At 70.5% G+C, this 25,171-nt stretch carries 25 protein-coding genes; 10 read left to right on the top strand and 15 right to left on the bottom strand.

All coding sequences use genetic code 11. From position 1 onward, the window contains the following. Positions 1-41: 41 nt before the first annotated feature. Genes NYE39_RS13345 through radC form a run of 3 tightly spaced genes read left to right on the top strand, consistent with a single transcriptional unit; the run spans position 42 to position 2,052 of the window. A complete protein-coding gene (locus NYE39_RS13345; protein ID WP_341012953.1) occupies positions 42-998 on the top strand; it encodes a 1,4-dihydroxy-2-naphthoyl-CoA synthase in 957 nt (318 codons plus the stop codon). Continuing rightward, on the top strand, positions 998-1,342 hold the full coding sequence (locus tag NYE39_RS13340; protein WP_341012952.1) for a DUF3024 domain-containing protein: 345 nt from the start codon (positions 998-1,000) through the stop codon (positions 1,340-1,342). Before NYE39_RS13345 ends, NYE39_RS13340 begins: the two co-directional genes overlap by 1 nt. Before the next feature lie 53 nt (positions 1,343-1,395). Further along, positions 1,396-2,052, top strand: a complete 657-nt coding sequence (radC, locus tag NYE39_RS13335) for a RadC family protein (protein WP_341012951.1) — start codon at positions 1,396-1,398, stop codon at positions 2,050-2,052. Here radC and NYE39_RS13330 read toward each other — a convergent pair. From NYE39_RS13330 to hsdR, 5 genes are read right to left on the bottom strand one after another with little or no spacing between them, the layout of a single operon-like run. Further along, on the bottom strand, positions 2,036-3,148 hold the full coding sequence (locus NYE39_RS13330; protein ID WP_341012950.1) for a restriction endonuclease subunit S: 1,113 nt from the start codon (positions 3,146-3,148) through the stop codon (positions 2,036-2,038). The two genes, radC and NYE39_RS13330, sit on opposite strands and share 17 nt — an antisense overlap. Before the next feature lie 11 nt (positions 3,149-3,159). After that, positions 3,160-4,656, bottom strand: coding sequence for a class I SAM-dependent DNA methyltransferase (locus NYE39_RS13325; RefSeq protein WP_341012949.1), 1,497 nt, complete (start codon positions 4,654-4,656; stop codon positions 3,160-3,162). Next, complete coding sequence (locus NYE39_RS13320) at positions 4,653-5,510, bottom strand: nucleotidyl transferase AbiEii/AbiGii toxin family protein (protein ID WP_341012947.1); 858 nt, start codon at positions 5,508-5,510, stop codon at positions 4,653-4,655. The genes NYE39_RS13325 and NYE39_RS13320 overlap by 4 nt, the downstream gene beginning before the upstream one ends. Continuing rightward, positions 5,507-6,103, bottom strand: a complete 597-nt coding sequence (locus NYE39_RS13315) for a type IV toxin-antitoxin system AbiEi family antitoxin domain-containing protein (RefSeq protein ID WP_072623663.1) — start codon at positions 6,101-6,103, stop codon at positions 5,507-5,509. Before NYE39_RS13315 ends, NYE39_RS13320 begins: the two co-directional genes overlap by 4 nt. Before the next feature lie 49 nt (positions 6,104-6,152). Continuing rightward, positions 6,153-8,546, bottom strand: a complete 2,394-nt coding sequence (gene hsdR / locus NYE39_RS13310; RefSeq protein WP_341012946.1) for an EcoAI/FtnUII family type I restriction enzme subunit R — start codon at positions 8,544-8,546, stop codon at positions 6,153-6,155. Positions 8,547-8,633: 87 nt separating this feature from the next. Between hsdR and menE the strand changes: the two genes are divergently transcribed. Both menE and NYE39_RS13300 read left to right on the top strand, forming a co-directional pair. Continuing rightward, positions 8,634-9,782: an o-succinylbenzoate--CoA ligase gene (gene menE, locus NYE39_RS13305; protein WP_445667075.1), complete on the top strand. Its 1,149-nt coding sequence runs from the start codon at positions 8,634-8,636 to the stop codon at positions 9,780-9,782. A gap of 22 nt (positions 9,783-9,804) precedes the next feature. Then, on the top strand, positions 9,805-10,695 hold the full coding sequence (locus NYE39_RS13300; RefSeq protein ID WP_072623660.1) for a 1,4-dihydroxy-2-naphthoate polyprenyltransferase: 891 nt from the start codon (positions 9,805-9,807) through the stop codon (positions 10,693-10,695). Between the two features lie 113 nt (positions 10,696-10,808). Here the strand turns inward: NYE39_RS13300 and NYE39_RS13295 are convergent, their stop codons facing one another. The 7 genes from NYE39_RS13295 to rsmI are packed head-to-tail and all read right to left on the bottom strand — an operon-like array spanning position 10,809 to position 16,657. Continuing rightward, positions 10,809-11,126, bottom strand: coding sequence for a DUF4229 domain-containing protein (locus NYE39_RS13295; RefSeq protein WP_084449927.1), 318 nt, complete (start codon positions 11,124-11,126; stop codon positions 10,809-10,811). Positions 11,127-11,134: 8 nt separating this feature from the next. Beyond that, positions 11,135-12,103, bottom strand: a complete 969-nt coding sequence (gene ccsB, locus NYE39_RS13290; RefSeq protein WP_226282933.1) for a c-type cytochrome biogenesis protein CcsB — start codon at positions 12,101-12,103, stop codon at positions 11,135-11,137. Next, a complete protein-coding gene (resB, locus tag NYE39_RS13285) occupies positions 12,100-13,635 on the bottom strand; it encodes a cytochrome c biogenesis protein ResB (RefSeq protein ID WP_341012944.1) in 1,536 nt (511 codons plus the stop codon). The genes ccsB and resB overlap by 4 nt, the downstream gene beginning before the upstream one ends. Positions 13,636-13,661: 26 nt before the next feature. Further along, positions 13,662-14,438 carry a cytochrome c biogenesis CcdA family protein gene (locus NYE39_RS13280; protein WP_341012943.1) on the bottom strand — a complete coding sequence of 259 codons (777 nt, stop codon included), beginning with the start codon at positions 14,436-14,438 and terminating at the stop codon, positions 13,662-13,664. After that, on the bottom strand, positions 14,435-15,025 hold the full coding sequence (locus NYE39_RS13275) for a TlpA disulfide reductase family protein (protein WP_341012942.1): 591 nt from the start codon (positions 15,023-15,025) through the stop codon (positions 14,435-14,437). Before NYE39_RS13275 ends, NYE39_RS13280 begins: the two co-directional genes overlap by 4 nt. Positions 15,026-15,034: 9 nt before the next feature. Further along, the gene (locus NYE39_RS13270; protein WP_341012941.1) at positions 15,035-15,802 is read right to left on the bottom strand and encodes a histidine phosphatase family protein; all 768 of its coding nucleotides are present in this window, start codon (positions 15,800-15,802) and stop codon (positions 15,035-15,037) included. An 18-nt stretch (positions 15,803-15,820) separates the two neighbouring features. Next, positions 15,821-16,657, bottom strand: coding sequence for a 16S rRNA (cytidine(1402)-2'-O)-methyltransferase (rsmI, locus tag NYE39_RS13265; protein ID WP_072626079.1), 837 nt, complete (start codon positions 16,655-16,657; stop codon positions 15,821-15,823). Between the two features lie 28 nt (positions 16,658-16,685). Here rsmI and NYE39_RS13260 point away from each other — a divergent pair, with 28 nt between their 5' ends. The 5 genes from NYE39_RS13260 to NYE39_RS13240 all read left to right on the top strand — a co-directional run bounded on the left by NYE39_RS13260 (position 16,686) and on the right by NYE39_RS13240 (position 22,023). Further along, a complete protein-coding gene (locus NYE39_RS13260) occupies positions 16,686-18,233 on the top strand; it encodes a dolichyl-phosphate-mannose--protein mannosyltransferase (protein WP_341012940.1) in 1,548 nt (515 codons plus the stop codon). 84 nt (positions 18,234-18,317) lie between these two features. Next, positions 18,318-19,838, top strand: coding sequence for a TM0106 family RecB-like putative nuclease (locus tag NYE39_RS13255; RefSeq protein ID WP_341012939.1), 1,521 nt, complete (start codon positions 18,318-18,320; stop codon positions 19,836-19,838). Between the two features lie 27 nt (positions 19,839-19,865). Next, on the top strand, positions 19,866-20,666 hold the full coding sequence (locus NYE39_RS13250) for a DUF3152 domain-containing protein (protein WP_341012938.1): 801 nt from the start codon (positions 19,866-19,868) through the stop codon (positions 20,664-20,666). A 9-nt stretch (positions 20,667-20,675) separates the two neighbouring features. Further along, positions 20,676-21,263 carry a hypothetical protein gene (locus NYE39_RS13245; protein ID WP_341012937.1) on the top strand — a complete coding sequence of 196 codons (588 nt, stop codon included), beginning with the start codon at positions 20,676-20,678 and terminating at the stop codon, positions 21,261-21,263. Between the two features lie 58 nt (positions 21,264-21,321). Continuing rightward, a complete protein-coding gene (locus NYE39_RS13240) occupies positions 21,322-22,023 on the top strand; it encodes a YcnI family copper-binding membrane protein (protein WP_341012936.1) in 702 nt (233 codons plus the stop codon). Between the two features lie 23 nt (positions 22,024-22,046). Here the strand turns inward: NYE39_RS13240 and NYE39_RS13235 are convergent, their stop codons facing one another. From NYE39_RS13235 to NYE39_RS13225, 3 genes are read right to left on the bottom strand one after another with little or no spacing between them, the layout of a single operon-like run. Then, positions 22,047-22,634 (bottom strand): dihydrofolate reductase family protein, encoded by a 588-nt coding sequence (locus tag NYE39_RS13235; protein ID WP_341012935.1) that lies wholly within the window; start codon positions 22,632-22,634, stop codon positions 22,047-22,049. A gap of 31 nt (positions 22,635-22,665) precedes the next feature. Then, positions 22,666-23,175: a DUF1990 family protein gene (locus NYE39_RS13230; protein ID WP_341012934.1), complete on the bottom strand. Its 510-nt coding sequence runs from the start codon at positions 23,173-23,175 to the stop codon at positions 22,666-22,668. A gap of 10 nt (positions 23,176-23,185) precedes the next feature. Next, on the bottom strand, positions 23,186-24,895 hold the full coding sequence (locus NYE39_RS13225) for a hypothetical protein (protein WP_341012933.1): 1,710 nt from the start codon (positions 24,893-24,895) through the stop codon (positions 23,186-23,188). Positions 24,896-25,171 lie beyond the last annotated feature (276 nt).

Genomic DNA, 25,171 nt, shown 5'->3' with positions numbered 1-25,171 from the left:
GGGCGGCCCCCTTCGTCCTCGCGGTGGTTAGGCTCGCCCCCGTGAGCGCACTGGACAACGTCAGCGAGACCTTCGACCCGCAGGCCTGGGAGGTGGTCCCCGGCTTCGAGGACCTCACCGACCTGACCTACCACCGCGCCAAGGACGTCGGTTGCGTGCGCATCGCCTTCGACCGTCCGGAGATCCTCAACGCCTTCCGGCCGCACACCGTCGACGAGCTCTACCGCACCCTCGACCACGCCCGCCGCACCCCCGACGTCGGCGTCGTCCTGCTCACGGGCAACGGCCCGACCCCGCGCGAGGGCAGCAGCGCGACGACCGAGGGCTGGTCCTTCTGCACCGGCGGCGACCAGCGCATCCGCGGCCGCTCGGGCTACCAGTACGCCGCCGACCCCGGTGGCGACGACTCCGCGGCCGGCATCGACGAGCGTCGGGTCAAGGCCGAAGGGGGGCGCCTCCACATCCTCGAGGTCCAGCGCCTCATCCGCACCATGCCCAAGGTCGTCATCGCGCTCGTCGGCGGCTGGGCCGCCGGCGGCGGGCACTCGCTGCACGTCGTGTGCGACATGACCCTCGCCAGCCAGCACGCCCGCTTCAAGCAGACCGACGCCGACGTCGGCTCCTTCGACGGCGGCTACGGCAGCGCCTACCTCGCAAAGATGGTGGGGCAGAAGCGCGCTCGCGAGATCTTCTTCCTCGGCCGCGCCTACACCGGCCAGGAGATGTACGAGATGGGCGCGGTCAACGCCGTCGTCGACCACGCCGAGCTCGAGACCGAGGCGCTGCAGATGGCCCGCGAGATCATGGCGAAGTCCCCCACCGCGATCCGGATGCTCAAGTTCGCCTTCAACCTCACCGACGACGGGCTCATGGGCCAGCAGGTCTTCGCGGGCGAGGCGACCCGTCTGGCGTACATGACCGACGAGGCGGTCGAGGGTCGCGACCAGTTCCTCGAGAAGCGTGACCCGGACTGGTCGCCCTTCCCCTGGTACTTCTGATGGGCGGAGTACTGCTGCCCGAGACCGACCTGCTCCGGATCGCGGCGTACTGCGGGGAGAAGTGGCCGGTGCGGTTCGCCGACGAGGTCCGGGCCGAGCACCACGTGCGGGGCCGCCACGTCACCATCTGCGAGACGCGCGCTCCCTGGGACGGCGAAGGGGACTGGACCCACCAACCCCTGGCTCAGCTGCGGTACGTCCCCGAAGAGCGGCGGTGGACGCTGCACTGGCCTGATCGCAACAGTCGCTGGCACGAGTACCGCGAGGGCACGGTCTTCAGCGGCTCGGCAGCCGAGCTGTTGGCGGAGATCGACGAGGACCCCACCAGCATCTTCTGGGGCTGAGGCCCTGTGGATGGCGCGGGGCGCGTCGTCGCCGACTGCTCTAGCGTCGACGGGTGCCCGATGACCGCCTGACCTCCGACCAACCGCGCGAGCGGCTCATGGCACTCGGGGCGGGCGCGCTGTCGGATGCGGAGCTCGTCGCGGTCCACCTCGGCACGGGGCGGCAGGGCGAAGGGGTGATGGCCCTGGCTCGGTCGCTGCTGACCGAGTGGGGCGGCGTCGGCGGGCTGGCGCGGGCAGACGTCGACGAGCTGTCACGGACGCCCGGCGTAGGACCCGCCAAGGCCTGCCGACTCGTGGCGGCCTTCGCCTTGGCCGATCGGATCACCTCTCACGAAGGCGCGGCGGTGACCACCTCGGCAGACATCGCCGCGATCGCGGCGCGCCGGATTGGGCGAGCGCGAACCGAACGAGTGCTGTTGGTGCTGCTCGACGGGCGCAACCGGGTCCGTCGCATCGAGACCGTCGCGAGCGGCGGAGCCACCAGCAGCTTCGTGCCGGTCCGCGAGGTGCTGTCGATCGCCCTGCGCCACGACGCTGCGGCGATCGCAGTGGCACACAACCACCCCGGCGGCGGGGTCGAACCCAGCGCCGAGGACGTCGCCGTCACGCGGCGGCTGCGGCAGGCATGCGGCGAGGTCGGACTGCGTTTCCTCGACCACGTCATCATCGCGGGCGATGAGTGGTGCAGCGTCACCGCATCGCGGTGAAGATCTCGTTGCGTGCCGCGGGGAGGAGCGCCTGGATGAGCGCCGATTTCCGATGCGCCAGTTTCGCGAATCGACGACCGATTTCCCGCAGTTCCGCAACATGACCTTGAACCGCCGCGGAGGGAACAGGCATCTCTAATGATTCAAACGACCGGATACTCAAAGTACGGTTCCTGTCAGCTGACCCCGGAGATGCCGCGCTCATGGCGGCGGTCCCCTCTGGGCTAGAGAGGTAGGCCAGCACCCAGTCCAACGAAACGTGGGGAGACGAAACCTCATACTGCAGGAATCTATTGCTCCCCACGAGGGCAAGATCATCGGCAGTGGTCTGCGCGACAGCCCCCTCCCACGCCTTGATGTTGCTGACAAGGAGGCGGAAGGGCTTCACATCGAAGTACCGCAATTTTGACAACTGCTCCCGCGGCACAGCGGGATACCTAATCAGCCCCCTCCCGAAGCCGCGGATACCAATTGCTCGGTAACTCTCCCGCTCATCCAACTCGATGAACTGACGGTCCATAACCATCACGTCGCCAAGCCGAGCGCGTGGAGCGTCAATTGCAGACCGGACCAAAGCATGAATCACGGCCTCGACCGATAGATCGGTTGAACCCTGCTGGGTGACAGCGGCCACACCGTCAAGGTGGGCGGCGATGCTGCGCTGCTCGTCGATGGGCGGCAGTGGCATTCGAAGGTCCAAGAAGTCCGACACGTTCACACGCTGGCGTCGCTGGCCCAGGCCAGTCGTTGCAGACGCCATCTGCGAAACGAACCCATCCCAAGCGACCACGTGGCCCACGTAACTGGGGTCAACCTTGTGGCTCAAATCGAAGACGGGAAACTCTGGGGACACTACGAATCCCTCGAGCCCGTCTTGGATAACCGCGATCGATCCTTCCCACCCGAAAAGCTTGCTGTACACGAGTTGTCCTGGACGCACTCGGGTGAAGCGCGGGTACTTGGTCTCAGCGCCGCGGGTAGGAGTTCGCTCAAAGATTCCCCGCCCTCGGTTCAGTACACCCAACGTCTTGTAGGTCTGGTCCAGCTCGACCGTTACGACATCCTTGCTCTGCGCAGCTACGTCTCCGACGCGCACCCACTCAACACTCACTGCGCGAAGTCCTTGATCTCCCGCTCCAGCTGCTTGAGCAGGCTGAGCATCTCGCGCTCGGTCTCGATGAGCTCGGCGATCAGCTCCGCCGGCGGACGGTGCGTCAGGTCATCGGGCCGGTTCGGGTTGCGCAGGTCGAGGTTGTAGCCGGACTCGAAGATCTCCGCGACGGGCACCTGCCAGGCCCGCTCGGTCTCCCTTCGCCCCTCACGCTCACGTCCACCCCACCACGCGGCGCATTCGGCGAACTCGTCATACGCAAGCGGCTTGGTCTTCGTGTAGTTCTTGCGCCCCTCGGGCAACGGGTGTTCGTAGAACCAGACGTGGTCCTGCTGCATGCCGCGGTCGAAGAAGAGCACATTGCTCGGGATGAGCGTGTACGGCGCAAAAACACCGTTCGGCAGGCGCAGCACGGTGTGGAGGTTGTAGTCCTTCATCAGCGCCTTCTTCACCCGGGCGCCGATGCCCTGGTCGAAGAGCACCGAGTTCGGCACGACGATGGCGCACCGCCCCTTCTTCTTGTCCAGGCGCGCCAGCACGGCCTGCAGGAAGAGCCACACGGTCTCCGCGGTCCGCATCCCGCTCGGGAAGTTGCCCTGGACCCCCTTTTCTTCCTCCCCGCCGAAGGGCGGGTTGGTGAGGACGACGTCCACCCCGTGGTTGCGCATCTCGGCGACGGTGACGTCCAGGGCATTGGTCTGCACCACCAAAGGGCGGTCGATGCCGTGGAGCAGGAAGTTCATCTGCGCGAGCAGGTACGGCATCGACTTCTTCTCCGTGCCGCGGATTCCCTCCTGGACTGCCTCGAGCTGACGCGTGGTGGTTGCCTGCCGGCTCATGTGGTCGAAGGCCTCCACGAGGAACCCCCCGGTGCCCATGGCCGGGTCCAAGACCACCTCGCCCGGTTGCGGGTCGACCATCTCGGTCATGAAGCGCACGAGCGGGCGCGGCGTGTAGAACTCGCCCGAATCACCGGCGGCATCCCGCATCTCCTTGAGCATCGACTCGTAGAGATGGGCCATGGTGTGGATGTCGTCCGCGTTGGCGAAGTCGATCTTGTCGAGCTGGGCGACGAGATCTGCCAGCAGATACCCGCTGTGCATCCGGTTGGCGATGTACTGGAAGATCTGCGCCACGGTGTCCTTGGGGTCACCGGCGCGGCCCGAACCCCGCAGCTCGCGCAGATGCGGAAGCAGCTGCTCGTCGACGAAGGTGAGCAGGGCCGGTCCAGTCAGGTCTCCCTGCGTCCACTCGCACCACCGGTACCGGCCCACCACTGCCGGGACGTATTCGGGGTCCTTCATCTGGCGCTCCACCTCGACCTCGTCGAGGGCCCGCAGGAAGAGCAGCCACGCCAGTTGTGGCAACCGGTCGAGCTCACCGTTGAGACCGGCGTCCTTGCGCATGATGTTGCGCGACTCCTTGATCACCGACTGGAGTCGCGCACGGGTCGTCGGCGGCTGGCTGGACTTCTTGGTCCGGGGAGGGGTCACGCGGAGGTTCCTTCGTCGTCGATGGCAGAGGCATAAAGAGTGGCCACCAGATCATGCGCGGCCGACAGGGAGAGGTCGGGCGGCCCGTGGCCCCCGAGGAGCCGGGCCATGTCGTCGGCCCAGGTGGGCGGTGGCGAAGGGAGCGACGCCGGCGGCTGGGTCCGATCGCGAACGCTCCACACGACTGCCAACCACGTGCCGAGACGCCGGGCGTCGACCAGCAGTCCCGCATCGATGAGCAGGACGAGGTCGACGAGATCCTTGACCCGGGAAGATGGGCGGCCGCCGGCGTACAGCCGCGAGTATGCGTGCAGCTTCTCTGCTGCGTGCTGATAGACGTCAACTGCCGTGACGGAGACGGCCCCGCACGTCGGCGCCGCGATCGGGGCGCGGACCTCGATCAGCTCGGTCGCTCCCTCGACCTCGTCGAGCTGACCGACAAGGTCGAGCTTGATGTGAGCGAAGTGGGCACCGTCAACCAGCGCCTCGACGGGAACACGCCACGCCGGGCTGGTCGCCTCCTCGCCACGCAGCCTGCGTGGCGCTGCGACACGGAAAGAGAACCCGTCATCGAAGTCACCGAGCATGGCGCCCTCGAGCGCATCGAGCAGGTCATCGGGGTCGGACGCGAGAGCCAGCCAGCCCACGAGATCGATGTCCTGTGTGGTGCGCGCGATCTGCCCCAGACGCACCTCCAGGCAGTACCCGCCCTTGAGGACCAGGCCATGGGGAGCCAAGCGGGCGAGGAGTCGCTGGAAGACCAGTCCACGGCGCAGACGCTGCGCGTCCTGGGCGCGATCCTGAGCAGCGATGCGGATCCGATCGCCCAGGCCCTGGGCGCGTGGCGAGGTCACCCGGCCCCGATCCGGGCAAGGACGTCCGGGAGGCGCTCCGCGGCCCGTCCGCCGCGGGACGTCGCACCCGAGGTCAGGCGCCTCGGGGTCACCAGCCCGCGCTCGAGTGCGTCGGCGACGGCGTCCTCGACGAACTCGAGCGGAGTGTCTGATCCGGCGACGTCGATCAGGGTGCGCAGGGGCGCGGTCACCCGCCACCCGGGGCGCTGCTCGATGTCATCGCTCGGCACCTCACCCCGATGCAGCACCACGGCGCTGTCGGACGCACGGAAGTCCGCCGGGACCGTCAGGTGGACCTGGGCGGGGTTGACGTCGGACAGGTCGTGGGCAGTCAGGGCCGACTCGTGGGACACCACCCCGCACCCACGGGACCAGACCGACCAACGGGCGTAGGCGTCGGTCGCCTCGCTGGGCCACCCCGGCAGCCGGAAAAGGGCCCGCTGCACACGCACCCAGTTGCCGTGGTCGGCGTGGTACTTCTGCGCTTGGTAGGAGTACCCGACCTCGAGGGCCTGAGCAGCCGTGAAGTAGCCAGCCTGCTGGAAGGCGAGCGCGCTCAGCTGCTGACGCAGATCCTGTCGAGAGCCGGGCATTGACGCAGCCTATCACCGACGAAACTCAACGAAATCTTTAGTTTTGCGCTCACGCCGACTCGTCCGTGTACAGCCACTCCTGCAGCTCGTCGATCGCAGCATGCATGTCCGCCGGGTCGCCAAAGGCCCCGGCGATCTCGCGCACCGTCCCCAAGGGGACGATCTCGGGCAGGCGCAGTCGCTCCGGCGAGACCTCGTCGATGCCTCGCTCCGCGTAGACGTCGAGCAGGCGCGTCAGCACCTCTCGCGCCAGCTGGGAGCGCCGCTCGAGATCGGCGTGGTGACGCTCTCGCACCCGCCGCGCCCTCTCGGCTCGCGTCCGCGAGGGCAGGCCCCACGCGAGCTGGACGAGGAAGTCGAACGGATCCACGTCCCCTTCGCCGACCGGCAGCAGCGCGTCGACCTCGATGCCCTCGTCCTCGAGGAGGGTCAGCACTTCATCGCGCGACGGCCTCCGTGACCACTGGCGCGCCAGGTCGCTGGGCGTCGGCGCCACCCGGCGGACCACGCCCGCGACGAACTCGCCGTACTCGGTCAACCGCAGCTTTCCGCTGGAGTGGTCGACCACATGGAGCGACTCGGAGACCACCGAGAAGCCCCCCTCGTCGACGACGAAGGTCGGCCTGCCCTGATGCTCAGGGTCGTGGTCGGGCGACGGCGGACCTCCAACGTCCGGGTCGCCCGGGTTGTGCACGACGAATGGAGGCTCGGGCTCGTGCACGGCGGCATCGCCCCCTTCGTCGCTACCGCCGCCCTCCAGCGGCGGGTCGCAGATGATTCGCACGGGATAACCATCGAAGTCAGGGTCCTCGAAGTGCCGCGTCGCCCCGACGAAGTCGACGATCTCGAAGGACGTCTTGTCCTTGTCCGGGTACAGGCGAGTGCCACGCCCCACGATCTGCTTGAACTCCACGATCGACCCGACGGCGCGAAAGATCACGACGTACTTGAGATCGGGCACGTCGATGCCCGTCGACAGCAGCCGGGACGTCGTCGCCACGACCGGCGAGTCCTGCCGCGGGTCGCAGAAGGCCTCCAGGAGGCGGGTCTTCTCCCCTTCGACACCGACGATGCGTACTGCCCACTCCGGGTCGGCCGCCACCAGATCCGGGTTGGCGTTGACCAACGCCTGACGCATGTCGTCGGCGTGCTGGGCGTCGACGCAGAAGATCATCGTCCGGGCCGTGGGGTCAGCGCGCAGCAGGTCGGAGATGTAGGCCGCCGCCAGATCCGTGCGCGCCAGCAGGCGGAGCAGCCGCTCGAAGTCCCGGGTGGTGTAGACGCCCTGCGGGATCTCGCGGCCGAAGCGGTCCACCTGCCCGGGCGTCGGCTCCCAACCGTCAGCATCGGGACTCAGCGTGACCCGTCGCACGCGGTAGGGGGCGAGATAGCCCTCCTCGATGCCCTGCCGCAGCGAGTACGTGAAGACGGGATCGCCGAAGTACCGGTAGGTGTCGACCGTGTCGTCCTGCTTCGGCGTGGCCGTCAGGCCGAGCTGGATCGCCCCGCCGAAGTGGTCGAGGATCCGGCGCCACGACGAGTTCTCCGAGGCGCTCCCACGGTGGCACTCGTCGACGATGACGAGATCGAAGAAGTCCGACCGGTACTCGTCGAGTCGGTCTTCGTCACCCTGCACCAGGGACTGATAGGTCGCGAAGTAGACCTCGCGATTGAGGTTGGCCGTGCCCCCCACCCGGAAGAGCGGCTCCCCACCGAAGGCCACCCGGAAGGTCTTGTCCATGGGATCGGCGACCAGCGCGTCGCGGTCTGCGAGGTAGAGGACCCGGTAGTTGCGCTCGGGGGTGACGACCCGCGCATGCTCCCGCACCAGATGCACGATCTGCATGGCGGTGAAGGTCTTGCCCGTGCCCGTGGCCATGAGGAGCAGAACCCGGCGCTCACCTCGAGCGATCTCGGTGAGCACCCGGCGGATCGCGACGGCCTGGTACCAGCGGGGCTCCTGCACATCTCCTGAGGCCAGCCTCTGCTGCCGGTTGAAGCCACGCGCCTGCAGGTCCGCTCCACCAGGGTCGAGGTCGTGCAGCCGAACGAAGCTCGACCACGCTTCCGGCGGAGTAGCAAATCCGTCGACACGACGCTCATGGCCCGAGACCATGTCCCGCTCGATGATCTCTGCACCGTTGGTGGAGTACGCGAGCGGCACGTCGAGCTGCTGCGCGTACCGCACCGCCTGCTGCAGGCCGTCCGACGCCGATCGGTAGGCGCGCTTGGCCTCGACCACAGCCACGGGTACCTGGTCGACCTCGAGCACGTAGTCGACGAAGCCGTCACCCAGCTCTCGCCTGCGCCGCCCCAGCCGCAGGCTCCTGGTCGCCTTGACCGGGTACTGCTCTCGGATGTCCGCCGGGTCCCACCCGGAGGAGTGCAGCGCCGGCACGACGACGTCCCGACACGTCTCGCTCTCCAGAGGCCCCTGACTCACGAGGTCAATCTACGAGCGGAGTCAAGATTTCCACCGAGGACCTCGGGTGGCCGAGCACGCCAGCGACGATGGGAGAGGATGAGTCCCGTGCCGATCACCCCCCTCCCCCTCCCCGCCGGCCTGGCCGCGCTCGACGCGCTGCCCGCGCTCGAGCAGGCACTGACCGGCACCGCGCCGATCCACCCGCACGCGCCCGGCGAGACCCCGAGCCTGCCCGAGGGCGAGCTGCCCGCCGACCTGGCCGTCGCCATCGCGACCTCCGGCTCGACCGGCACGCCGAAGCTCTCGCTGCTCACCGCCGCCAACCTCATCGCGAGCGCCGAGGCGACCGCGCAGCGGCTCGGCGGGCACGGTCAGTGGCTGCTCGCGCTGCCGCCGCACCACATCGGCGGTCTGCAGGTGCTGCTGCGCAGCATCGCCGCCGGCACGACACCGGTGGCGCTGGACCCGTCGGGGGTCACCCCCTTCGCGCTGGTGGAGGCGACGGCCGGCATGCACGCCGAGCGGCGCTACACCTCGCTCGTGCCGACCCTGCTCGCCCGGCTCGTCGACGACCCGCTCGGGCTCGAGGCGCTGCGACGCTTCGACGCGATCCTCGTGGGCGGGGCCGCCACTCCCGGGGCGCTGCTCGACCGCGCGCGCTCAGAGGGCGTGCGCGTGGTGACCACCTATGGCATGTCCGAGACCGGCGGTGGTTGCGTCTACAACGGCCAGCCGTTGCAGGGCGTCGCGGTGCGCACCGACGCCGCCGGTGCCCTCGAGATCGGTGGCCCGGTCGTCGCCCACGGCTACCTCGGCGCGGACACCGGCGCCTTCCGCAGCGAAGGGGGCCAGCGCTGGTTCCGCACCGGCGACCTCGGCAGCGTCGACGACAAGGGTCGGGTGAGCGTCACCGGCCGCGCCGACGACCTCATCAACACCGGCGGCCTCAAGGTCGCACCCCGCGTCGTCGAGGAAGCCGTCCTCGCCCACGTGCCCGCCGTGACCGAGGCGGTCGTCGTCGGCGTCCCCGACCCCGAATGGGGCCAGGCCGTCGCGCTCGTCGTGGTCACCTCGCCCGGCGGCCCGCCGGTCGGCCCGGTCCCCGACGCCGGGGTCGGCGAGATCCGCGAGATGCTCCGGCCGCACCTCGAGGCCGCCGCGCTCCCCCGCCGCGTCGTCGTCGTGCCCGAACTGCCGATGCGCGGGCCGGGCAAGCCGGACCGTGCCGCCGTGGCGCGTCTGCTCGGGGGCTGACCGCCTCGTAAGATCGCCTCTCGTGGCCACCATCAAGCAGTGGGTCGCCGGCGCCCGTCCGCGAACCCTCCCCGCAGCACTCGCCCCCGTCATCGTCGGCACCGCCGCCGCAGCAGCCAACCGGGACGTCGAGGAGGGGACGAAGGGGGCCAACCTCGGCCTCGCGCTGCTGGCCCTGATCGTCTCGTGCTGCCTGCAGGTCGGCGTCAACTACGCCAACGACTACAGCGACGGCATCCGCGGCACCGACGAGGAGCGGGTCGGGCCGGTGCGGCTCGTCGGCCAGCGCCTCGCCGACCCGGCCAACGTCAAGCTCATGGCCTTCACCTTCTTCGGCATCGGCGCCTTCGTCGGGTTCGCGCTCGTCGCGCTCAGCCAGGCGTGGATCATGATCCCCATCGGTGCCTTGGCGATCCTCGCGGCCTGGCGCTACACCGGCGGCGACAACCCCTACGGCTACCGCGGCCTCGGCGAGGTCTACGTCTTCATCTTCTTCGGGCTTGTCGCGACGCTCGGCACGCAGTACACCCAGATCGGCTCGATCACCGCGGTCGGTGTGCTCGGCGCGATCGGCGTCGGCGCCCTCGCCAGCGCGATCCTCGTCGCCAACAACCTGCGCGACATCCCCACCGACTCGGTGACCGGCAAGACCACGCTCGCGGTCCGGCTCGGTGACACGCGCACCCGTCAGCTCTACCTCGGGCTCTTCGGCGTGACGATCCTGTGCACCCTGCTCATGGCGATCTGGCGCCCGTGGGCCCCGATCGGCCTGCTGGGCCTGGTCATCGCCTGGCCCGGGATCCAGGCGGTGCGCTCCGGCGCGACCGGCAAGGCACTCATCCCGGCCCTCGGGCTCACCGGCTTCGCTGAGCTGATGTGGGCGATCTGGCTCTTCGCGCCGCTCGCGCGCTGACCCCCCTTCGGCACTCCGCAAGAGAAACTGCCCCTTGGCAAGAGTTTGAAACTCTTGCCAAGGGGCAGTTTCTCGGGTGACCCGGAAATCGTGGGGCGAGCGAGGTCCCGACCTCAGCGGAAGGTCTCGGGCTCCTCGGCCTCGGACCCGGTCTCGGCCTTGCCCTCGCTCGATCCCCGGCCGTCCTCGACGGCCTCGTCGGTGTCGGGGCGGGCGGCCCGGGCGCGGGCCTTGGCCTCCTGGCGGTCCTGGATCTGCTGGACCATCTCGGCGCGGAAGGGCTTGAGCACGACCATCGAGATGAGCATCGAGGCGATCGCCGCGGTGACGACGAGCCAGGGCAGCTCGGTGGGCTCGCGCAGGCCGACGAGCCACAGGGCCGCGAGGCAGCCGAAGAAGATCATCAGGCGGAGCAGGGTGTAGCGGACCATGTAGTGCCTCACTGGGCGTAGCTGTGCATGCCGATGAAGTAGAAGTTCACGACCGTGTAGTTGATGATGATGCACACGAAGCCCGCGATGGCGATCCAGTTCGCCGTGCGACGTGGGGTGTTCTTCGTCGCGCGGGCGTGCAGGTAGGCGGCGTAGACCGTCCAGATGACGAAGGTCCACACCTCCTTGGGGTCCCAGGTCCAGTACGCGCCCCAGGCCTCGCGGGCCCAGATGGCGCCGGCGATGAGGGTGAAGGTCCACAGCGGGAAGCCGATGATGTGCAGGGAGTAGGAGAACCTCTCCAGCGCCGGAGCTGACGGCAGCTTGCGCCAGAACCGCTCGCCACCGACCTCGCGGTCGCTGAGCAGGTAGAGCCCGCTGACGATGGCGCCGACGGTGAGGACACCGACGGCGAGGGTGGCGACGGTCACGTGGATCGGCAGCCAGTAGGACTGCAGCGAGGGCACGACCTCGTCGGCCTCGACGTACCAGGAGGTCGAGGCGATCATGAGCAGCAGCACCACGAAGGCCGTGACGAAGACCCCGAGCCAGCGCAGGTCACGCCGCGACTTGGCCACGCTGAACGTCGCCATGGCGAAGAAGGCTGCGCCGATGCTGAACTCGAAGAGGTTGCCCAGGGGGAATCGGTCCACCGCGAACCCCCGCAGCGCGAACGACAGCAGCAGGAACCCCGCACCGAGCCACGAGAGGGAGCCGGCGACACCGGCGGCCTTGCGCGCCCGCATCGGGGTCTCCACAGCGGTCGCGGTGCCGGTCTCGGCGGGTGCGTCGCCCCCTTCGTCCGTGGCAGGAGCGCCCACAGCAGCAGGGACTTTGGCTGCCACCTCGTCGCGCTCGCGCACCGGCACCGCCTGCGCGAGGTACAGGGCGTAGCCGAGCATCGCCACGGTGATCACCAGCGCGGCCGCGGCCAGCGAGTAGTTGGCGTACTGGGCCAGCATCGCGTTCGTCATCATGTCCTCGATTCTCCCACGAGCTCGTCGCGGATCTCCTGGACCACCCCGAGGATGCCCTCGTCGTCGTCCTTGCTCATACCAGCGACCTCCACCCGCACGACCTCGCCCACCTGGACGAGACGCACGAAGACGCGGCGGCGCTTGATGGTCAGGGTCGTGATCAGGCCAGCCAGCGCAGCGAGCGCCGACCACAGGGTCAGCCCCTTGCCCGGGTCGTGCCGCACGGAGAGGCCGGCGAAGCGCTCCACCCCGTCGAAGCTGATCGTGCCGCGCCCGTCGGGCAGCTTGGCCCCCTCGCCGGGCTCCAGCCACAGCCGCAGCTGGTCGGTGCCGTCGGCATTCTCGACCTTGGCCATGGAGTCGGTGTCGAGCGTGAAGACCGACTGCGGCGCCCCGCCGGGGTAGAGCTCGCCGGTGTACATGCTGAGCGCGAGCGCCGGGCTGCGGGTGTCGGGGAAGACCGAGATCGGGCCCTGGTCGGGGTCGATGTAGGAGGTCGGCAGGAAGAGCCCCATGAAGCCGAACTGCTCCGGCGAGGCGGCCCCGACCTTGATCGCGCCGGTCGAGCGGTAGTTGCCGTCCTGCGCGAGGAAGGGGGTGGCCCCCGAGTACAGGACCTTGCCGTCGGCGTCCTTGACGGTGACGACAGGCGCGTAGCCGTTGCCGAGGAGGAAGACGGTCGCGTCCTCCATCTCGAGGGGGTGGTTGACCTTGATGACGTCGCTGAACTCATCGCCGTCGGCGGTCGTGCCCGTGACGTGCGCCTCGAAGTCGCGCGGTTGCCCGAAGGTCTGCGTCCCGGGCTCGCGGTCGTTGAAGTCCGCGGTCATCTTCGTGACCGTCATGCCGAAGGGGGCGAGGTCCGACTCGTCGACGAGCGGCCCCGGCGCGAAGGTGTCGTAACGCGTCACGGTGTTGACGAAGGAGTCCCCGGCGGGGACGACGATATCGGCCTTCCAGCCCCACAGGTGCCCGACGGCGACGCCGATGATCAGCGTGACGAGGGCGGTGTGGAAGACGAGGTTGCCCGTCTCCTTGAGGTAGCCGGTCTCGGCGGAGACGGAGGCGTCGTCGTGGCTGGCGACGCGGTAGCGCCGCCGGCGCAGCACGCGGGTCGCGGCCTCGCGCACCTCGGCGAGGTCGCCCTCGACCTCGCCGGCGGCGTGGGCCTCGAGCCGGGCGAGCCGCTTGGGCGCACGAGGAGGCTTGTCGCGCATGGCCTTCCAGTGCACGGCGGTGCGCGGGACGATGCACCCGATGAGCGAGATGAAGAGCAGCAGGTAGATCGCGGAGAACCACGGCGAGCTGTAGACCTCGAAGGCGCCGAGCTTGTCGAGCCACGGCCCGGTCGTCTCGTGCCGGGAGATCCAGTCCTCGGTGCGCGCCGGGTCGATGCTGCGCTGCGGGAAGACCGAGCCGGGGACGGCGCCGATGGCGAGGAGCAGCAGCAGGAAGAGCGCCGTGCGCATGCTCGTCAGCTGCCGCCAGCCCCACCGCAGGTAGCCGACGACGCCGAGCCGGGGTTGGGTCACGGTGGACCTGTCGGGCCGGTCCGCGCTCACAGGATGACCTCCGTGTCGCTGATGAGATGGATCTGCAGCCACTGGGTCATCGCGTCCCAGCCGCCGGTGAGCAGGAGCAGGCCGACGGTGATGAGCAGCACCGCTCCGGCGATCTGGATGGCCCGCTGGCGACGGCGCAGCCACGCCGAGACCGGCGCCCAGCGCTCGTAGGCCGCGGCGATGAGCAGGAAGGGCAGGCCCAGACCGAGGCAGTAGGCGACGGCGAGGACGACTGCGCGGGTCGTCGACGCGTCACCGGTGAGGTTGAGGGCGAGGACGGCGCCGAGGGTCGGCCCCATGCACGGGGCCCAGCCCAGGCCGAAGACCGCGCCGAGCAGGGGCGCCCCGGCCAGCCCGGTCGCCGGTTTGATGGGCAGGCGCAGGGTGCGCTGCGAGCCGGCGCCGAGGAAGACGAGGGCCATGAGGATGACGAGCACGCCGCCGACGCGCGTGAGCAGCTCACGGTGCTCGACGAGCGCCCGCCCGGCGGTCGCGACGAACATCGACGCGAGGACGAAGACGACGCTGAAGCCGAGGATGAAGAGCAGGGTCCCCAGGACCATCCGGCCGCGGCTGCGCTCCTCGAGGGCGACGTCGGACAGGCCGGTGACGTAGCCGAGGTAGCCGGGCACGAGCGGCAGCACGCACGGGGTGGCGAAGGAGACGAGGCCGGCGAGCGCCGCGACGAGCACGGCGAGGGGCAGCGCCCCGTCGGCCACCTGGTCGCTCAGTCCGCTGGCGAGCGCCGGGAGCGAGGTGTATGCCGTAATCATCCCTTTTCGGCCAGGGTGTCCTCGACGAGCCCGACGAGCGTCGAGGTGGTCACGGGCCCGAGGACGACGGCCGCGATCCGACCCTCACGGTCGAGCACGGCGGTGGACGGCGTGGCGGTCATCTTGCCCTGCATGGCCAGGGCGCTCTGGCCGGACTTGTCGTAGACGGAGGGCCAGGTGAAGCCCCACTCCTGCGCCTGCGCCCGGCCGGTCTCCTTGGAGGACTCGCGGAAGTTGATCCCGACGAACTCGACGTCCTCCCCCTTCGTCTCCTGCTGGGCCTCGACGAGGTGCGGCGCCTCCGTGGCGCACGGACCGCACCAGCTCGCCCAGCTGTTGACGACGACGACCTTGCCGCGCTCGTCGGCGCTGTCCCAGGTCTTGCCGTCGATGGTCTCGCCGGACAGCTCCACCGGCTTCGCCCGGTCGGCCTCGGCGATGAGGCGCGTCGAGCCGTCGCCGTTGCGGGAGCCGAACTCCTTGGCCGCCTTTTCGGAGGGCGAGTCGCTACAGGCGGCGACGCCGCCGGCGAGGGCCAGGGCGCTCGCCGTCGCGACGAGGGTGCGGGTGATGCGGTGTCGTCTCATTGAAGGGGGTCACGCTCCAGGGGTCTTCGCCGCGTGCGCGTAGAGGTGCGCGGCCGGCTCGCTGTAAGTGACGTCGACGATCTCGTCGCCGACGAAGGTCACCGAGGTGAGGGAGGCGAGGTTGCACTCGCGGCGGCGCGGGTCGTGCCACAGCGGGCGCTGCTCGAGGACGCTGCGGATGGTCCAGATCGGCAGCTGGTGGCTGACGACGAGGACCTCGCGGCCGCGGGCGTGGTCGCGGGCATCCTCGATGGCGGCCATCATTCGCTTGCCGATGGCGCGGTAGTGCTCGCCCCACGTGGGCTTGGTCGGGTCGCGCAGCCACCACCAGCGCCGCGGGTCGAGGAGGAGCCGCTTGCGGAAGCGGCGACCCTCGAACTTGTTGCCCGCCTCGATGACCCGCGGGTCGACGACCGCGGTCAGGCCATGGCGCTCGAGCGTCGGGGCCGCGGTCTCGGCGGTGCGCACGAGCGGGCTGTGGACGACGAGCGCGAGGTCGGCGTCGGCGAGGTGCTCGCCGACGACCTCGGCCATCTCTCGGCCCAGGGGCGAGAGGTGGTAGTCGGGCAGGCGGCCGTAGAGGATCTTGTCGGGGTTGTACACCTCGCCATGGCGCAGCAGGTGGACGACGGTGCGCTCGGTCCCGGGGTGGACGCCGTGCTCGGCGTGGGCCTCACGGGCGCCGGCGGCGGCCTCTCTCGTGGCCTCCGCGGCGACGGCGGAGGACTCCTCGTCGAAGGGCAGGTCGGTGCCGGAGTCGGGCATCGGCTCGGTCATGGCCGGGATTGTCCCATCTCAGTCTGAGTGCTCCCTGCGGTGGGCCAGCACGGCATCGTAGAGGGCCTTCTTGCTGTGCCCGGTGGAGACGGCGACCGCGGCGCACACGTCCTTGAGCCGGGCGCCCTTGTCCTTGCGGGCGATGACCTCGGCCACCGCGTCCTCGATCGAGATGCTCGTGCGCTCGGCACCGCCGACGACGACGGTGATCTCGCCCTTGACCCCCTCGGCGGCCCACTCGGCGAGCTCGGCGAGGCCGCCGCGGCGCACCTCCTCCCACGTCTTGGTCAGCTCGCGGCAGACCGCCGCCGGTCGGTCGGGCCCGAGGACCTGCGCCATCGCCTCGAGCGAGGCGGCGATGCGATGCGGTGCCTCGAAGAAGACCATCGTGCGTCGCTCCTGCGCGATCTCGGTGAGCAGCCGGGTGCGCTCGCCGGCCTTGCGCGGCAGGAAGCCCTCGAAGGTGAAGCGGTCGACCGGCAGCCCGGAGACCGCCAGGGCCATGAGCACCGCGCTCGGCCCCGGCACGCAGGTGACGACCTCGTCGGCGTCGATGCAGGCCCGCACGAAGCGGTAACCGGGGTCGGACACCGAGGGCATCCCCGCGTCGGTGACGAGGACGACCCGCTCCCCCGCGACGACCGACTCGAGCAGCTCGGCGGTCTTCGTCGCCTCGTTGTGCTCGTGGTAGCTCACGACGCGCTCGGGCAGGTCGACGCCGAGCTCGCCGGCCAGGCGTCGCAACCGGCGGGTGTCCTCGGCCGCGACGACGTCGGCCCCGGCGAGCTCCTCACGCAGCCGCGGGCTGGCGTCGCGGGGGTCTCCGATGGGCGTGGCGGCGAGCACGAGAGGCATGGCTCCATCCTCGCCTACGATGACGGCCATGGACCGGGGGGAGCAGCTGCGCGCGCGTCTGCTCGGCTTCCGTCCCACCGACGCCCTGTGGGGCTGGGCCGGTCCGCTGCTCTTCGCCGCGATCGGCGGCATCCTGCGCTTCTGGGCCCTCGGCCGACCCCACCAGCTGGTCTTCGACGAGACCTACTACGTCAAGCAGGGTGTCTCGATGCTCCAGTACGGCGTCGAGATGCGGTGGAAGGGCGAAGGGGAGAAGGTCGACCCGCTCTTCACCACCGGCAACCTCGACGTCTTCAAGTCCACCGAGGGCGACATGGTCGTCCACCCGCCGGTCGGTAAGTGGATCATCGCCGGCGGCGAGTGGCTCTTCGGCCCGACGTCGAGCTTCGGCTGGCGCTTCGCCGTCGCGCTCCTCGGCACGCTCTCGATCCTCATGGTCGGCCGGATCGCCCGCCGGATGTTCGGGTCGAGCTGGCTCGGGGCGATCGCGGCCTTCCTCATGGCCTTCGAGGGGCACCACTTCGTCCACTCACGCACCGGCCTGCTCGACATCATCGTCATGTTCTTCGCGCTCGCGGCCTTCGGCGCCCTGCTGATCGACCGGGACTGGTCGCGCGAGCGCCTCGCCGCCCGGGCCGCGGCACGCGGGGTCCGCGGTGCCGGCGCGATGCTGTGGTGGCGCCCGTGGCGGCTCGTCGCGGCGCTCTCCCTCGGCCTGGCCTGCGGCACGAAGTGGTCCGGCCTGTACTTCTTCGCCGCCTTCGGCCTGATGACCGTCTTCTGGGACCTGGGTGCCCGCCGCGCCGCCGGCACCCGGCACTGGGCCCTCACCGGCCTTTTCAAGGACGGCGTCTGGGCCTTCGTCACGATGACCGTCGTCGTCCTGGGCACCTACCTCGCCTCGTGGACCGGGTGGTTCGCCACGAAGACCGGCTACAACCGCACCTGGGCCATGGACCACCCCGGCGAGGGCGTCCAGTGGCTGCCGCCCGCCCTTCGCTCGTTGTGGCAGTACCACGTGCAGGCCTACGAGTTCCACGCCGGGCTGACCTCGCCGCACACCTACCAGTCCAACCCGTGGTCGTGGATGATCCAGTCGCGGCCGACGTCCTTCTTCTACGAAAACAAGGCGATGGGCGTCGACGGCTGCGAGGTCGACAAGTGCTCCAAGGCGATCACCTCGCTCGGCTCCGTGTCGATCTGGTGGCTCGCGACCGCCGCCCTGTTCTTCCTGGTGTGGCACTGGGCGATGCGGCGCGACTGGCGCGCCGGGGCGATCCTCGCCGGCTTCGTCGGGGGGTGGCTGCCGTGGTTCTTCCTGCAGCACCGCACGATCTTCACCTTCTACACGATCTCCTTCGAGCCCTGGGTGATCCTCGCGGTCGTCTTCATGCTCGGCCTGGCCCTCGGCCCGCCGGGCGCCGAGGCCCGCCGACGCCGCCTCGGTCACCTCGTCGTCGGCGCCTACCTGCTGCTCGTCCTGGCCAACTTCGCCTTCTACTGGCCGGTCTGGACCGCGCAGGTCATCCCCTACGACCACTGGCGCTGGCGCATGTGGTTCCCGAGCTGGGTGTGAGCCCGGGAGGTCTCGAGGGTCGACCGCCGGCGGCCTCCCACCTCGACCAACGGGGTGTCGGCGGCGCCTCGTACCCTCGAGGCCATGGACCTACCCCTCGTCGACGACCGGCCGCAGCCCGCGGTGCTCACAGCGGGTGACCTGCGCCGAGGTCGTGAGTGCGAGTTCGGCCTCCTCGTCGACCTCGACGTGCGGCTCGGCCGACGCGAGGCGGTCCCGGCCGAGGTCGACCCCGTGCGCGAGCGCTTCGGCGACCTCGGCCGTGACTACGAGCAGGAGGTCACCGACGAGCTGACCGCCGCAACCGGCGACGGCGTCGTCGACGCCGGGCGACTGTCGCCCGAGCAGCTCCTGCCGCTCCTGCGCGACCCCTCCGTGCGGCTGGTCCACCAGGCACCGGTCGCCGGCGAGCGCTTCCGCGGCCGTGCCGACCACCTGGTCCGACACGACGACGAGACCTGGGTCGTCGCCGAGACCAAGCTCGCCCGCAAGGCGCACACCCACGCCCTGCTGCAGGTGGCCGCCTACGCCGAGGCGCTGGCCTCCTCCGGGGTCCCGGTCGCCCCCTTCGTGCGCCTGATCCTCGGTGACGGGACCATCGTCGACACCCCGCGCGAGGAGCTCGCCGAGCCGCTGGGTGAGCTGCGCGACCGGCTGCTGGAGGTCATCGACACGCACACCGGCGAGACCGGCCCGGCCCGGTGGGAGGACCCGCGGTGGCGGGCCTGTCTCTTCTGCGACGCCTGCCGGGCAGAGCTGGCCGTCCGCGAGGACGTCGGGCTGGTCGGAGGGGTGCGCGCCACGACCCGGGCGCGACTGCTCGAGGCGGGCGTCACGACGATGACCGCCCTCGCCGAGCGCACCGAGCCCGTCGAGGGCATCGACGACGACCAGCTCGCCGTCCTGCGCAGCCAGGCGGGGCTGCAGCTCACCGAGCCGACTCCCGAGACCCCGCTGCCCTACGAGGTCTTCGCCCCCGAGGTGCTCGCCGAGCTGCCGGCGCCGAGCGACGGAGACGTCTTCTTCGACTTCGAGGGCGACCCGATGTGGCGGGGCTCGACGCCGACCGACACCGGGCTGGAGTACCTCTTCGGGTCGCTCACCGCGAGCGAGGAGTTCGTCGCCTTCTGGGCCCACGACCGGGAGCAGGAGCGGGCCGCCCTCGTCGGCTTCGTCGACTGGCTGCGCCACCGGCTCGAGCGCTGGCCCGACCTGCACGTCTACCACTACTCCGGCTACGAGCGAGCAGCCTTGTCCCGCATGGCCGCTCGCCACGGCGTCTACGAGGCCGAGGTGGCCCAGATCCTCGACGACGGCGTCTTCGTCGACCTCTACGCGGCGGTCAAGTCCGCCGTGCGCGTCGGCAGCCGCTCCTACTCGATCAAGCGGCTCGAGCCGCTCTACATGGGTGACGACCTGCGCGACGCCGACGGCGTCACCGCGGGCGGCGACTCGATCATCGAGTACAAGCGCTACCGCGAGGCGATCGCCGCGGGCGACGAGGCCGAGGCCGCCGCCCGCCTCGAGGACCTGCGCCAGTACAACGAGTACGACTGCCTGTCGACGCTGCGGCTGCGCGATTGGCTGCTCGCGCACGCGGGTTGACCACCGGGGCGGCCTACCCTGATGGACGTGTCCCCCCTTCGGTCCCTGGCCCCGGCGGGCGCAGCCCAGGCACGACGCCGACAGCTCGCGGCCGCCGGCCTGGCGCTGCTCGTCGTGGTCGCCCTCGTCGTCGGGCTGCGCTCGGCCTACGGCGCGCCCGACCGGGACGACCCCGGTGCCGGGGCAGCCGTCACGACGGCCACTTCCTCCTCCGCTCCCTCCACCACGTCGTCGAGCCCGACCTCGGCCTCCCCGACCCTGCCGGAGTACCGCTCGACGGGCCGCTACACCCGCATGCAGACCGGGACCCCGGTGCGCGGCCGGTCCGGGCGGGTGGTGACCTATCGCGTCGAGGTCGAGCAGGGCGCCGGGGTGACCACGCGCGAGTTCGGCCGGGTCATCGACCAGGCCCTCTCCCACGAGCGGGGGTGGACGGGTGACGGCCGGTGGCGCTTCCAGCGGGTCGCGCGGGCCCAGCCGGAGCTGACGATCCGGCTCGCGACCCCCGCGACCGTCGACAAGCAGTGCGAGGCGGCCGGCGCCGCCACCGACGGCTACACCTCTTGCCGCGCAGGGCAGTTCATCGTGCTCAACCTCGACCGCTGGTTCCTCGGGGTGCCGCACGTCGACGACCTCTCGCTCTACCGCACCTACCTCGTCAACCACGAGGTCGGCCACGGCCTCGGCCTGGGCCACGAGCGGTGCCCGGCCAAGGGCTGGCGGGCACCGGTCATGCTCCAGCAGACGCTCGGATTGCAGGGCTGCACGGCCAACCCGTGGCCGCTCGACGCCGACGGCAAGATGATCAGCGGGCCCCCCGCTGCCTAGGATCATCACGTGACCGAGCCGAGCAGGGGTGTGCTGCGGCTGGCGCGCACCCTTGCGTGGACGCTCGCGGCCGGCGGGCTGTCGACCGGCGCCCACCTCACTGCCGGAGGCGGGCTCCCTTCGACCGGCGGGATCGTGCTCGTCGTCGGGCTGCTTGTGTGGAGCGGCCTGCTCCTCACCCGCTGGCGGCTCGGCCGCGTGGCGCTGGCCGCCACGCTCGGCGGGGCCCAGGTGGTCCTGCACACCCTGCTCTCCGCCGGCCACCACGCCCCGACGTGCGCCGTCGGTGGTGGTCACCACGAGATGGTCGTCGGGTGCGTCGGCGGGGCCGAGGTGTCCCACACGAGCCCGGCGATGGTCCTGGCGCACACCGTCGCCGCGCTGCTGCTAGCCCTGCTCCTCGCCCGTGGCGAGGAGGCCGTGTGGTTCCTCGCCGGACTGCTGCGACCGGTCCTGCCGCGGCCTATCCGGCGGGTCGTCGACGCCGCGCCGTCCGAGATCCCGGCCCGCGCGGACCAGCGGCGACGGGCTCCCTTCGTCCTCGGTGGGGTGGGGCGGCGCGGTCCGCCGGTGCGGCCCGCTCCCACGCCTGCCTGACCCGTCCCTCGCCGTGAGGGCGCGGGCGGGCCCCGCACACCTCACCGAAGGACAACTCATGAACCGCACCACCCTGCGCTCCGGCGCTGCCCTGACCCTCGCCCTCGCCGCCACCGCCGCGACGGCACTGCCCGCCGCCGCCCACGTGCGCGTGATCCCCGAGGCGACGGCCTCCGGCGGCTACGCGGCGATCACCTTCCGCGTGCCCAACGAGTCGGACACCGCGTCAACGACCAAGCTCGTCGTCACCCTCCCCCAGGACCGGCCGCTCGCGACCGTCTCCATCCGCCCGGTCCCGGGCTGGACGGCGAAGGTCACGACGGCGAAACTCCCCGAGAAGGTCACCGCCAACGACCTCACGCTGACCGAGGCACCGCGGGCGGTCACGTGGACCGCCGACTCCGAGTCGGCCGGCATCGCGCCGGGCGAGTACGCGGAGTTCGCGATCAGCGCCGGCCCGCTGCCCACCCCCGGCGAGCTCGTCCTCCCGGCGAAGCAGACCTACTCCGACGGCGAGGTCGCCGACTGGTCGGACGTCGTCGAGGAGGACGGCGAGGAGCCGGAGCACCCCGCTCCGAGCTTCGAGGTCACGGCCGCCGAGGAGGGTGGCCACCACGCCACCACCGAGGACGACCTGAGCGAGGACGAAGGGAGCCAGACGGCCTCCGCCGACACCCTCGCGCGGGTGCTCGGCGGGCTGGCGCTCGTCGTGGCTCTCGTGGGCGCGGGCGTTGCCGTGGCAGGGCGACGCCGGGCCTGACCCGCCCCGGTGCGGCCCGGCGCTCAGGCGCCGGGCCGCACCACCCGGTAGCGCGAGGCGACGACGCCGTTGCCGAAGGTGCGGCTGCCCACGTGCTCGAGGTCGATCCGGTTCAACCCCTCGGGCCAGTAGGGCCGCCCTCCCCCGACGACGACCGGCAGGACGAAGGGGCGGTACTCGTCAACGAGGTCGGCGGCCTCGGCCGCCGCGGCGAGCTCTGCGCCACCGAGCGCGATCTCCCCTTCGTCGGACTCGGCTCGCAGGGCCGCGATCTCCTCGGCCAGGCCGCGGGTCGCCAGCCGGGTGTTGGTGCCGGTCACCTCGGTGAGGGTGCGGGAGAAGACGACCTTGGGCACCGCCCGCCACATCTGCGCCCACTCGACGGTGGAGTAGTCGGACTCTGGCTCCTGGTCGGCGGTCTCCCAGTAGCACATCGTCTCGTGCAGTCGGCGCCCGAGCAGGTGCACGCCGACCCCGCGCAGCTCGTCGGTGTGGGCGGCGAAGACCTCTTCGTCCGGCTCCGACCAGTCGAAGCCGCCGTCGGGTCCGACGATGTAGCCATCGAGCGAGATGTTCATCGAGTAGGTGACGAGGCGGGGCGTGGGTGCCATGGACCGACGCTACTGGCGAAGGGGGAGCCCGTCACCCCTCGTCGTCGGCGAGCGCCGACAGGTAGCGGCCGGTGATCCGCGACTGGACGCGCCGCCCCACCTGTCCCGCCAGGCGGGCCAGACGGGACGCCGGACGGGAGACGGCGGTGATGGCGAGGGTGACGTCGCCCGTTTCGCCCAGCTCCACGACGAACGACTCCTCGCCGCTCTCGGGGTGACCGGGCAGGGTGCCGTAGGCGAAGCCGCGACGGGTGGGCTCGTCGACCACGTCCACGACCCGCACTGGCGCGCGAACGCCTAGCCGACCCACGCCCAGGCGCAGTTCGGCGACCGCTCCGGTCTCGACCCGCGCGTGCAATGCCATCACCGCGATCCCGGCGCGACGGTGCATCTGCCAGGACAACAAAGCGTCGGCGGCCCGCTCGAAGCCGTCGCGCCCCGATCCGACCCGACGGCTGCGGCGCAGCTCGTCGAACCCGTCCGGCACCACGCCCGTGCGCGTGCACCCGACGGGGGCGTAGGTGACGGGGGGCTGGTCCATGTCTACGACCTCATCTTCGAACATCATCAGCATCGAGCTCGTCCAGGGTGAGAATGACAAGAGCTGAGGTCCAGCCGAGCGGCGCCGGCCCGCCTGGGTCGCCCTTCCAGTCGACCTTCTCGGGCAGAGAACCCCATTCCGTGCGATGCCTGTCCAGCCATGCGAGCCAGTGAAGCGCCGTCGACCTGTCGCCGGACGCCGCGGCGCTGTATGCGACAAGCGCGACTTCCGGTGTCCACGATGTCCCGTCCTTCTTCCACTCCGCACCCGGCGCGAGGCCTCCGGCCGGGCGAACGGCGTCCCGTTGGTACTTCGCCCAGGCATCGGCGACTCCCGGAAGAGGTTGGGGGTCGAAGGGAGGCATGAGCATGGCGCTCGACGCGTCGACACCTCCTTGGGTGGGCGATCGTTGGAAGCCCGGCCCAAAGATCTCGTTGACCTCAGCGCGCACTCCCTCTGCTGCCTGTTGAACAGTCTCGGCTCGCTGGGACTGGCCGAGCCTCCGGTAGTCGCTCGCGGCGAAGCGCAGGCCAGCGGCAACGGGTGCACTGGCGCCCAGGAGATATCGGTGGCTGGTCTGCTCCCAGTAGTCCTGCCCAGGTGACGGGAGGTGGCTTCCTCCGCCCGTAGACCTCAACAGCTGGTCGGTGCATCGGTCGCGGAGCCGGTCGATCTTCGACGTTGACCTGGCGTCCTGACTCGTCTCGTGGATCGCCCACAGCACCCAGCCGCACCCGTCAACTTGCGCCCGGCGGGGATCGAGGTAGACGCGTTCACCAGACAAGAGATACCGGGCGTCGAACCCATACATCGGGTCCAGGTAGAGAGTGCTGACACCCTCGAGCACACCTGTGGCCTCGAGCTCGTGCCCGGTGCGATGCAGTGCCACGGCCAGGAAGGCTCCGTCACGCGGCCAGAAGTAGCCCCACTTCTCGGATGGCCCTGCAGCCGGCAGCGCTCCGACCTTCAAGCCGTTGGTGGTCAGCAGGTGGAGGTCCCAGAGGGCGACTCGGCTCATCTCCTCGTACGGCCCGCCACTGCCAGGAATCGTCCCGTCCGCCAACCACACCGCGGCCTCGGGCGCGGGAGTGTCGCCCGCCGGAACATGGAAGCCCTTCCCAGCCACGGGGGTCGAGGCTCTGGGGTCAGTTGATTCGCCCGGCGCGGCGATAGCGGCACCAACAGCAACCACCGCGGCGAGGGCAGCGACCACGACCACCCTCCGCGACACCGGCGGGCGCCGAGCCCAGAGAGAGGTCGCGGCTATGCCAATAAAAGCCCCACAGGCCAAACCCATCCATGCGTGCACCAGATCCGGTGTCGAGCCGACTCTGGCCAGTGAGGGGACCACATACTGCAACACCTCGACGACAAGGGGAGTCCCGGCGGCCCAGAACAGCATGCGCGGCCGGCGGCCCACTAGCAGACCTGCCAGAAGCATCAGCACGATCCCCCCGAGTCGAGGGTCCGGCTGGAGCCACTGCCACGGCCACAACACGTGCTCAACCGGCAGGTCCCAGGTACGCGGGAGCCCCGACACCAGGCCGCGGCTCGGCGGAACAAGTTCCCGCACCACGATCGCTCCCAGCGGCCACGTGACCAGCCACGCCGTTGGGACACCCCGCCCTCGACCCCACATGACCGCCGCAGCGGCGACCCAGACCAGTGACCAGACGACCAGAGGCACGTCATAGCGGAAGAGCAGGTCGAGGCCAGTCACCGTCGCACCCTATGAGCGCTTCTCGCCATGCTTGGGGACGCCTTGCCGACGACGGTGGATTCCAGGAGCCGGACCAGTTCTCGCCCTCACGTCAACGTCCAGAATCAGGCGACAGGCTCGAGGGCGTGGCAGGTCGCACTTCCTGGGCACAGGAACCGATCGGGCGGGCGTCGACCTACTCAATGTCGAGGCGGGACCAACTCCCCTGCCGATGATGAGGGCGGCACTGTCGCGATGCGCCCCAGAACGGCGAAGGCCCCCGGCGCGACGCCGGGG

This window comes from Janibacter sp. FSL W8-0316, assembly GCF_038004165.1.
Lineage (GTDB): Bacteria > Actinomycetota > Actinomycetes > Actinomycetales > Dermatophilaceae > Janibacter > Janibacter indicus.
Note: the sequence above shows the minus strand (reverse complement) of the source record. Positions and strands in the feature narration are given on the sequence as shown.

Coding starts and splice junctions, on each gene's coding strand:
- NYE39_RS13340 (WP_341012952.1), top strand. CDS start 998: ATGGGCGGAGTACTGCTGCCCGAGACCGACCTGCTCCGGATCGCGGCG.
- NYE39_RS13315 (WP_072623663.1), bottom strand. CDS start 6,103: ATGCCCGGCTCTCGACAGGATCTGCGTCAGCAGCTGAGCGCGCTCGCC.
- NYE39_RS13295 (WP_084449927.1), bottom strand. CDS start 11,126: ATGGTCCGCTACACCCTGCTCCGCCTGATGATCTTCTTCGGCTGCCTC.
- ccsB (WP_226282933.1), bottom strand. CDS start 12,103: ATGATGACGAACGCGATGCTGGCCCAGTACGCCAACTACTCGCTGGCC.
- NYE39_RS13280 (WP_341012943.1), bottom strand. CDS start 14,438: ATGATTACGGCATACACCTCGCTCCCGGCGCTCGCCAGCGGACTGAGC.
- NYE39_RS13275 (WP_341012942.1), bottom strand. CDS start 15,025: ATGAGACGACACCGCATCACCCGCACCCTCGTCGCGACGGCGAGCGCC.
- NYE39_RS13270 (WP_341012941.1), bottom strand. CDS start 15,802: ATGACCGAGCCGATGCCCGACTCCGGCACCGACCTGCCCTTCGACGAG.
- rsmI (WP_072626079.1), bottom strand. CDS start 16,657: ATGCCTCTCGTGCTCGCCGCCACGCCCATCGGAGACCCCCGCGACGCC.
- NYE39_RS13260 (WP_341012940.1), top strand. CDS start 16,686: ATGGACCGGGGGGAGCAGCTGCGCGCGCGTCTGCTCGGCTTCCGTCCC.
- NYE39_RS13255 (WP_341012939.1), top strand. CDS start 18,318: ATGGACCTACCCCTCGTCGACGACCGGCCGCAGCCCGCGGTGCTCACA.
- NYE39_RS13240 (WP_341012936.1), top strand. CDS start 21,322: ATGAACCGCACCACCCTGCGCTCCGGCGCTGCCCTGACCCTCGCCCTC.
- NYE39_RS13235 (WP_341012935.1), bottom strand. CDS start 22,634: ATGGCACCCACGCCCCGCCTCGTCACCTACTCGATGAACATCTCGCTC.
- NYE39_RS13230 (WP_341012934.1), bottom strand. CDS start 23,175: ATGGACCAGCCCCCCGTCACCTACGCCCCCGTCGGGTGCACGCGCACG.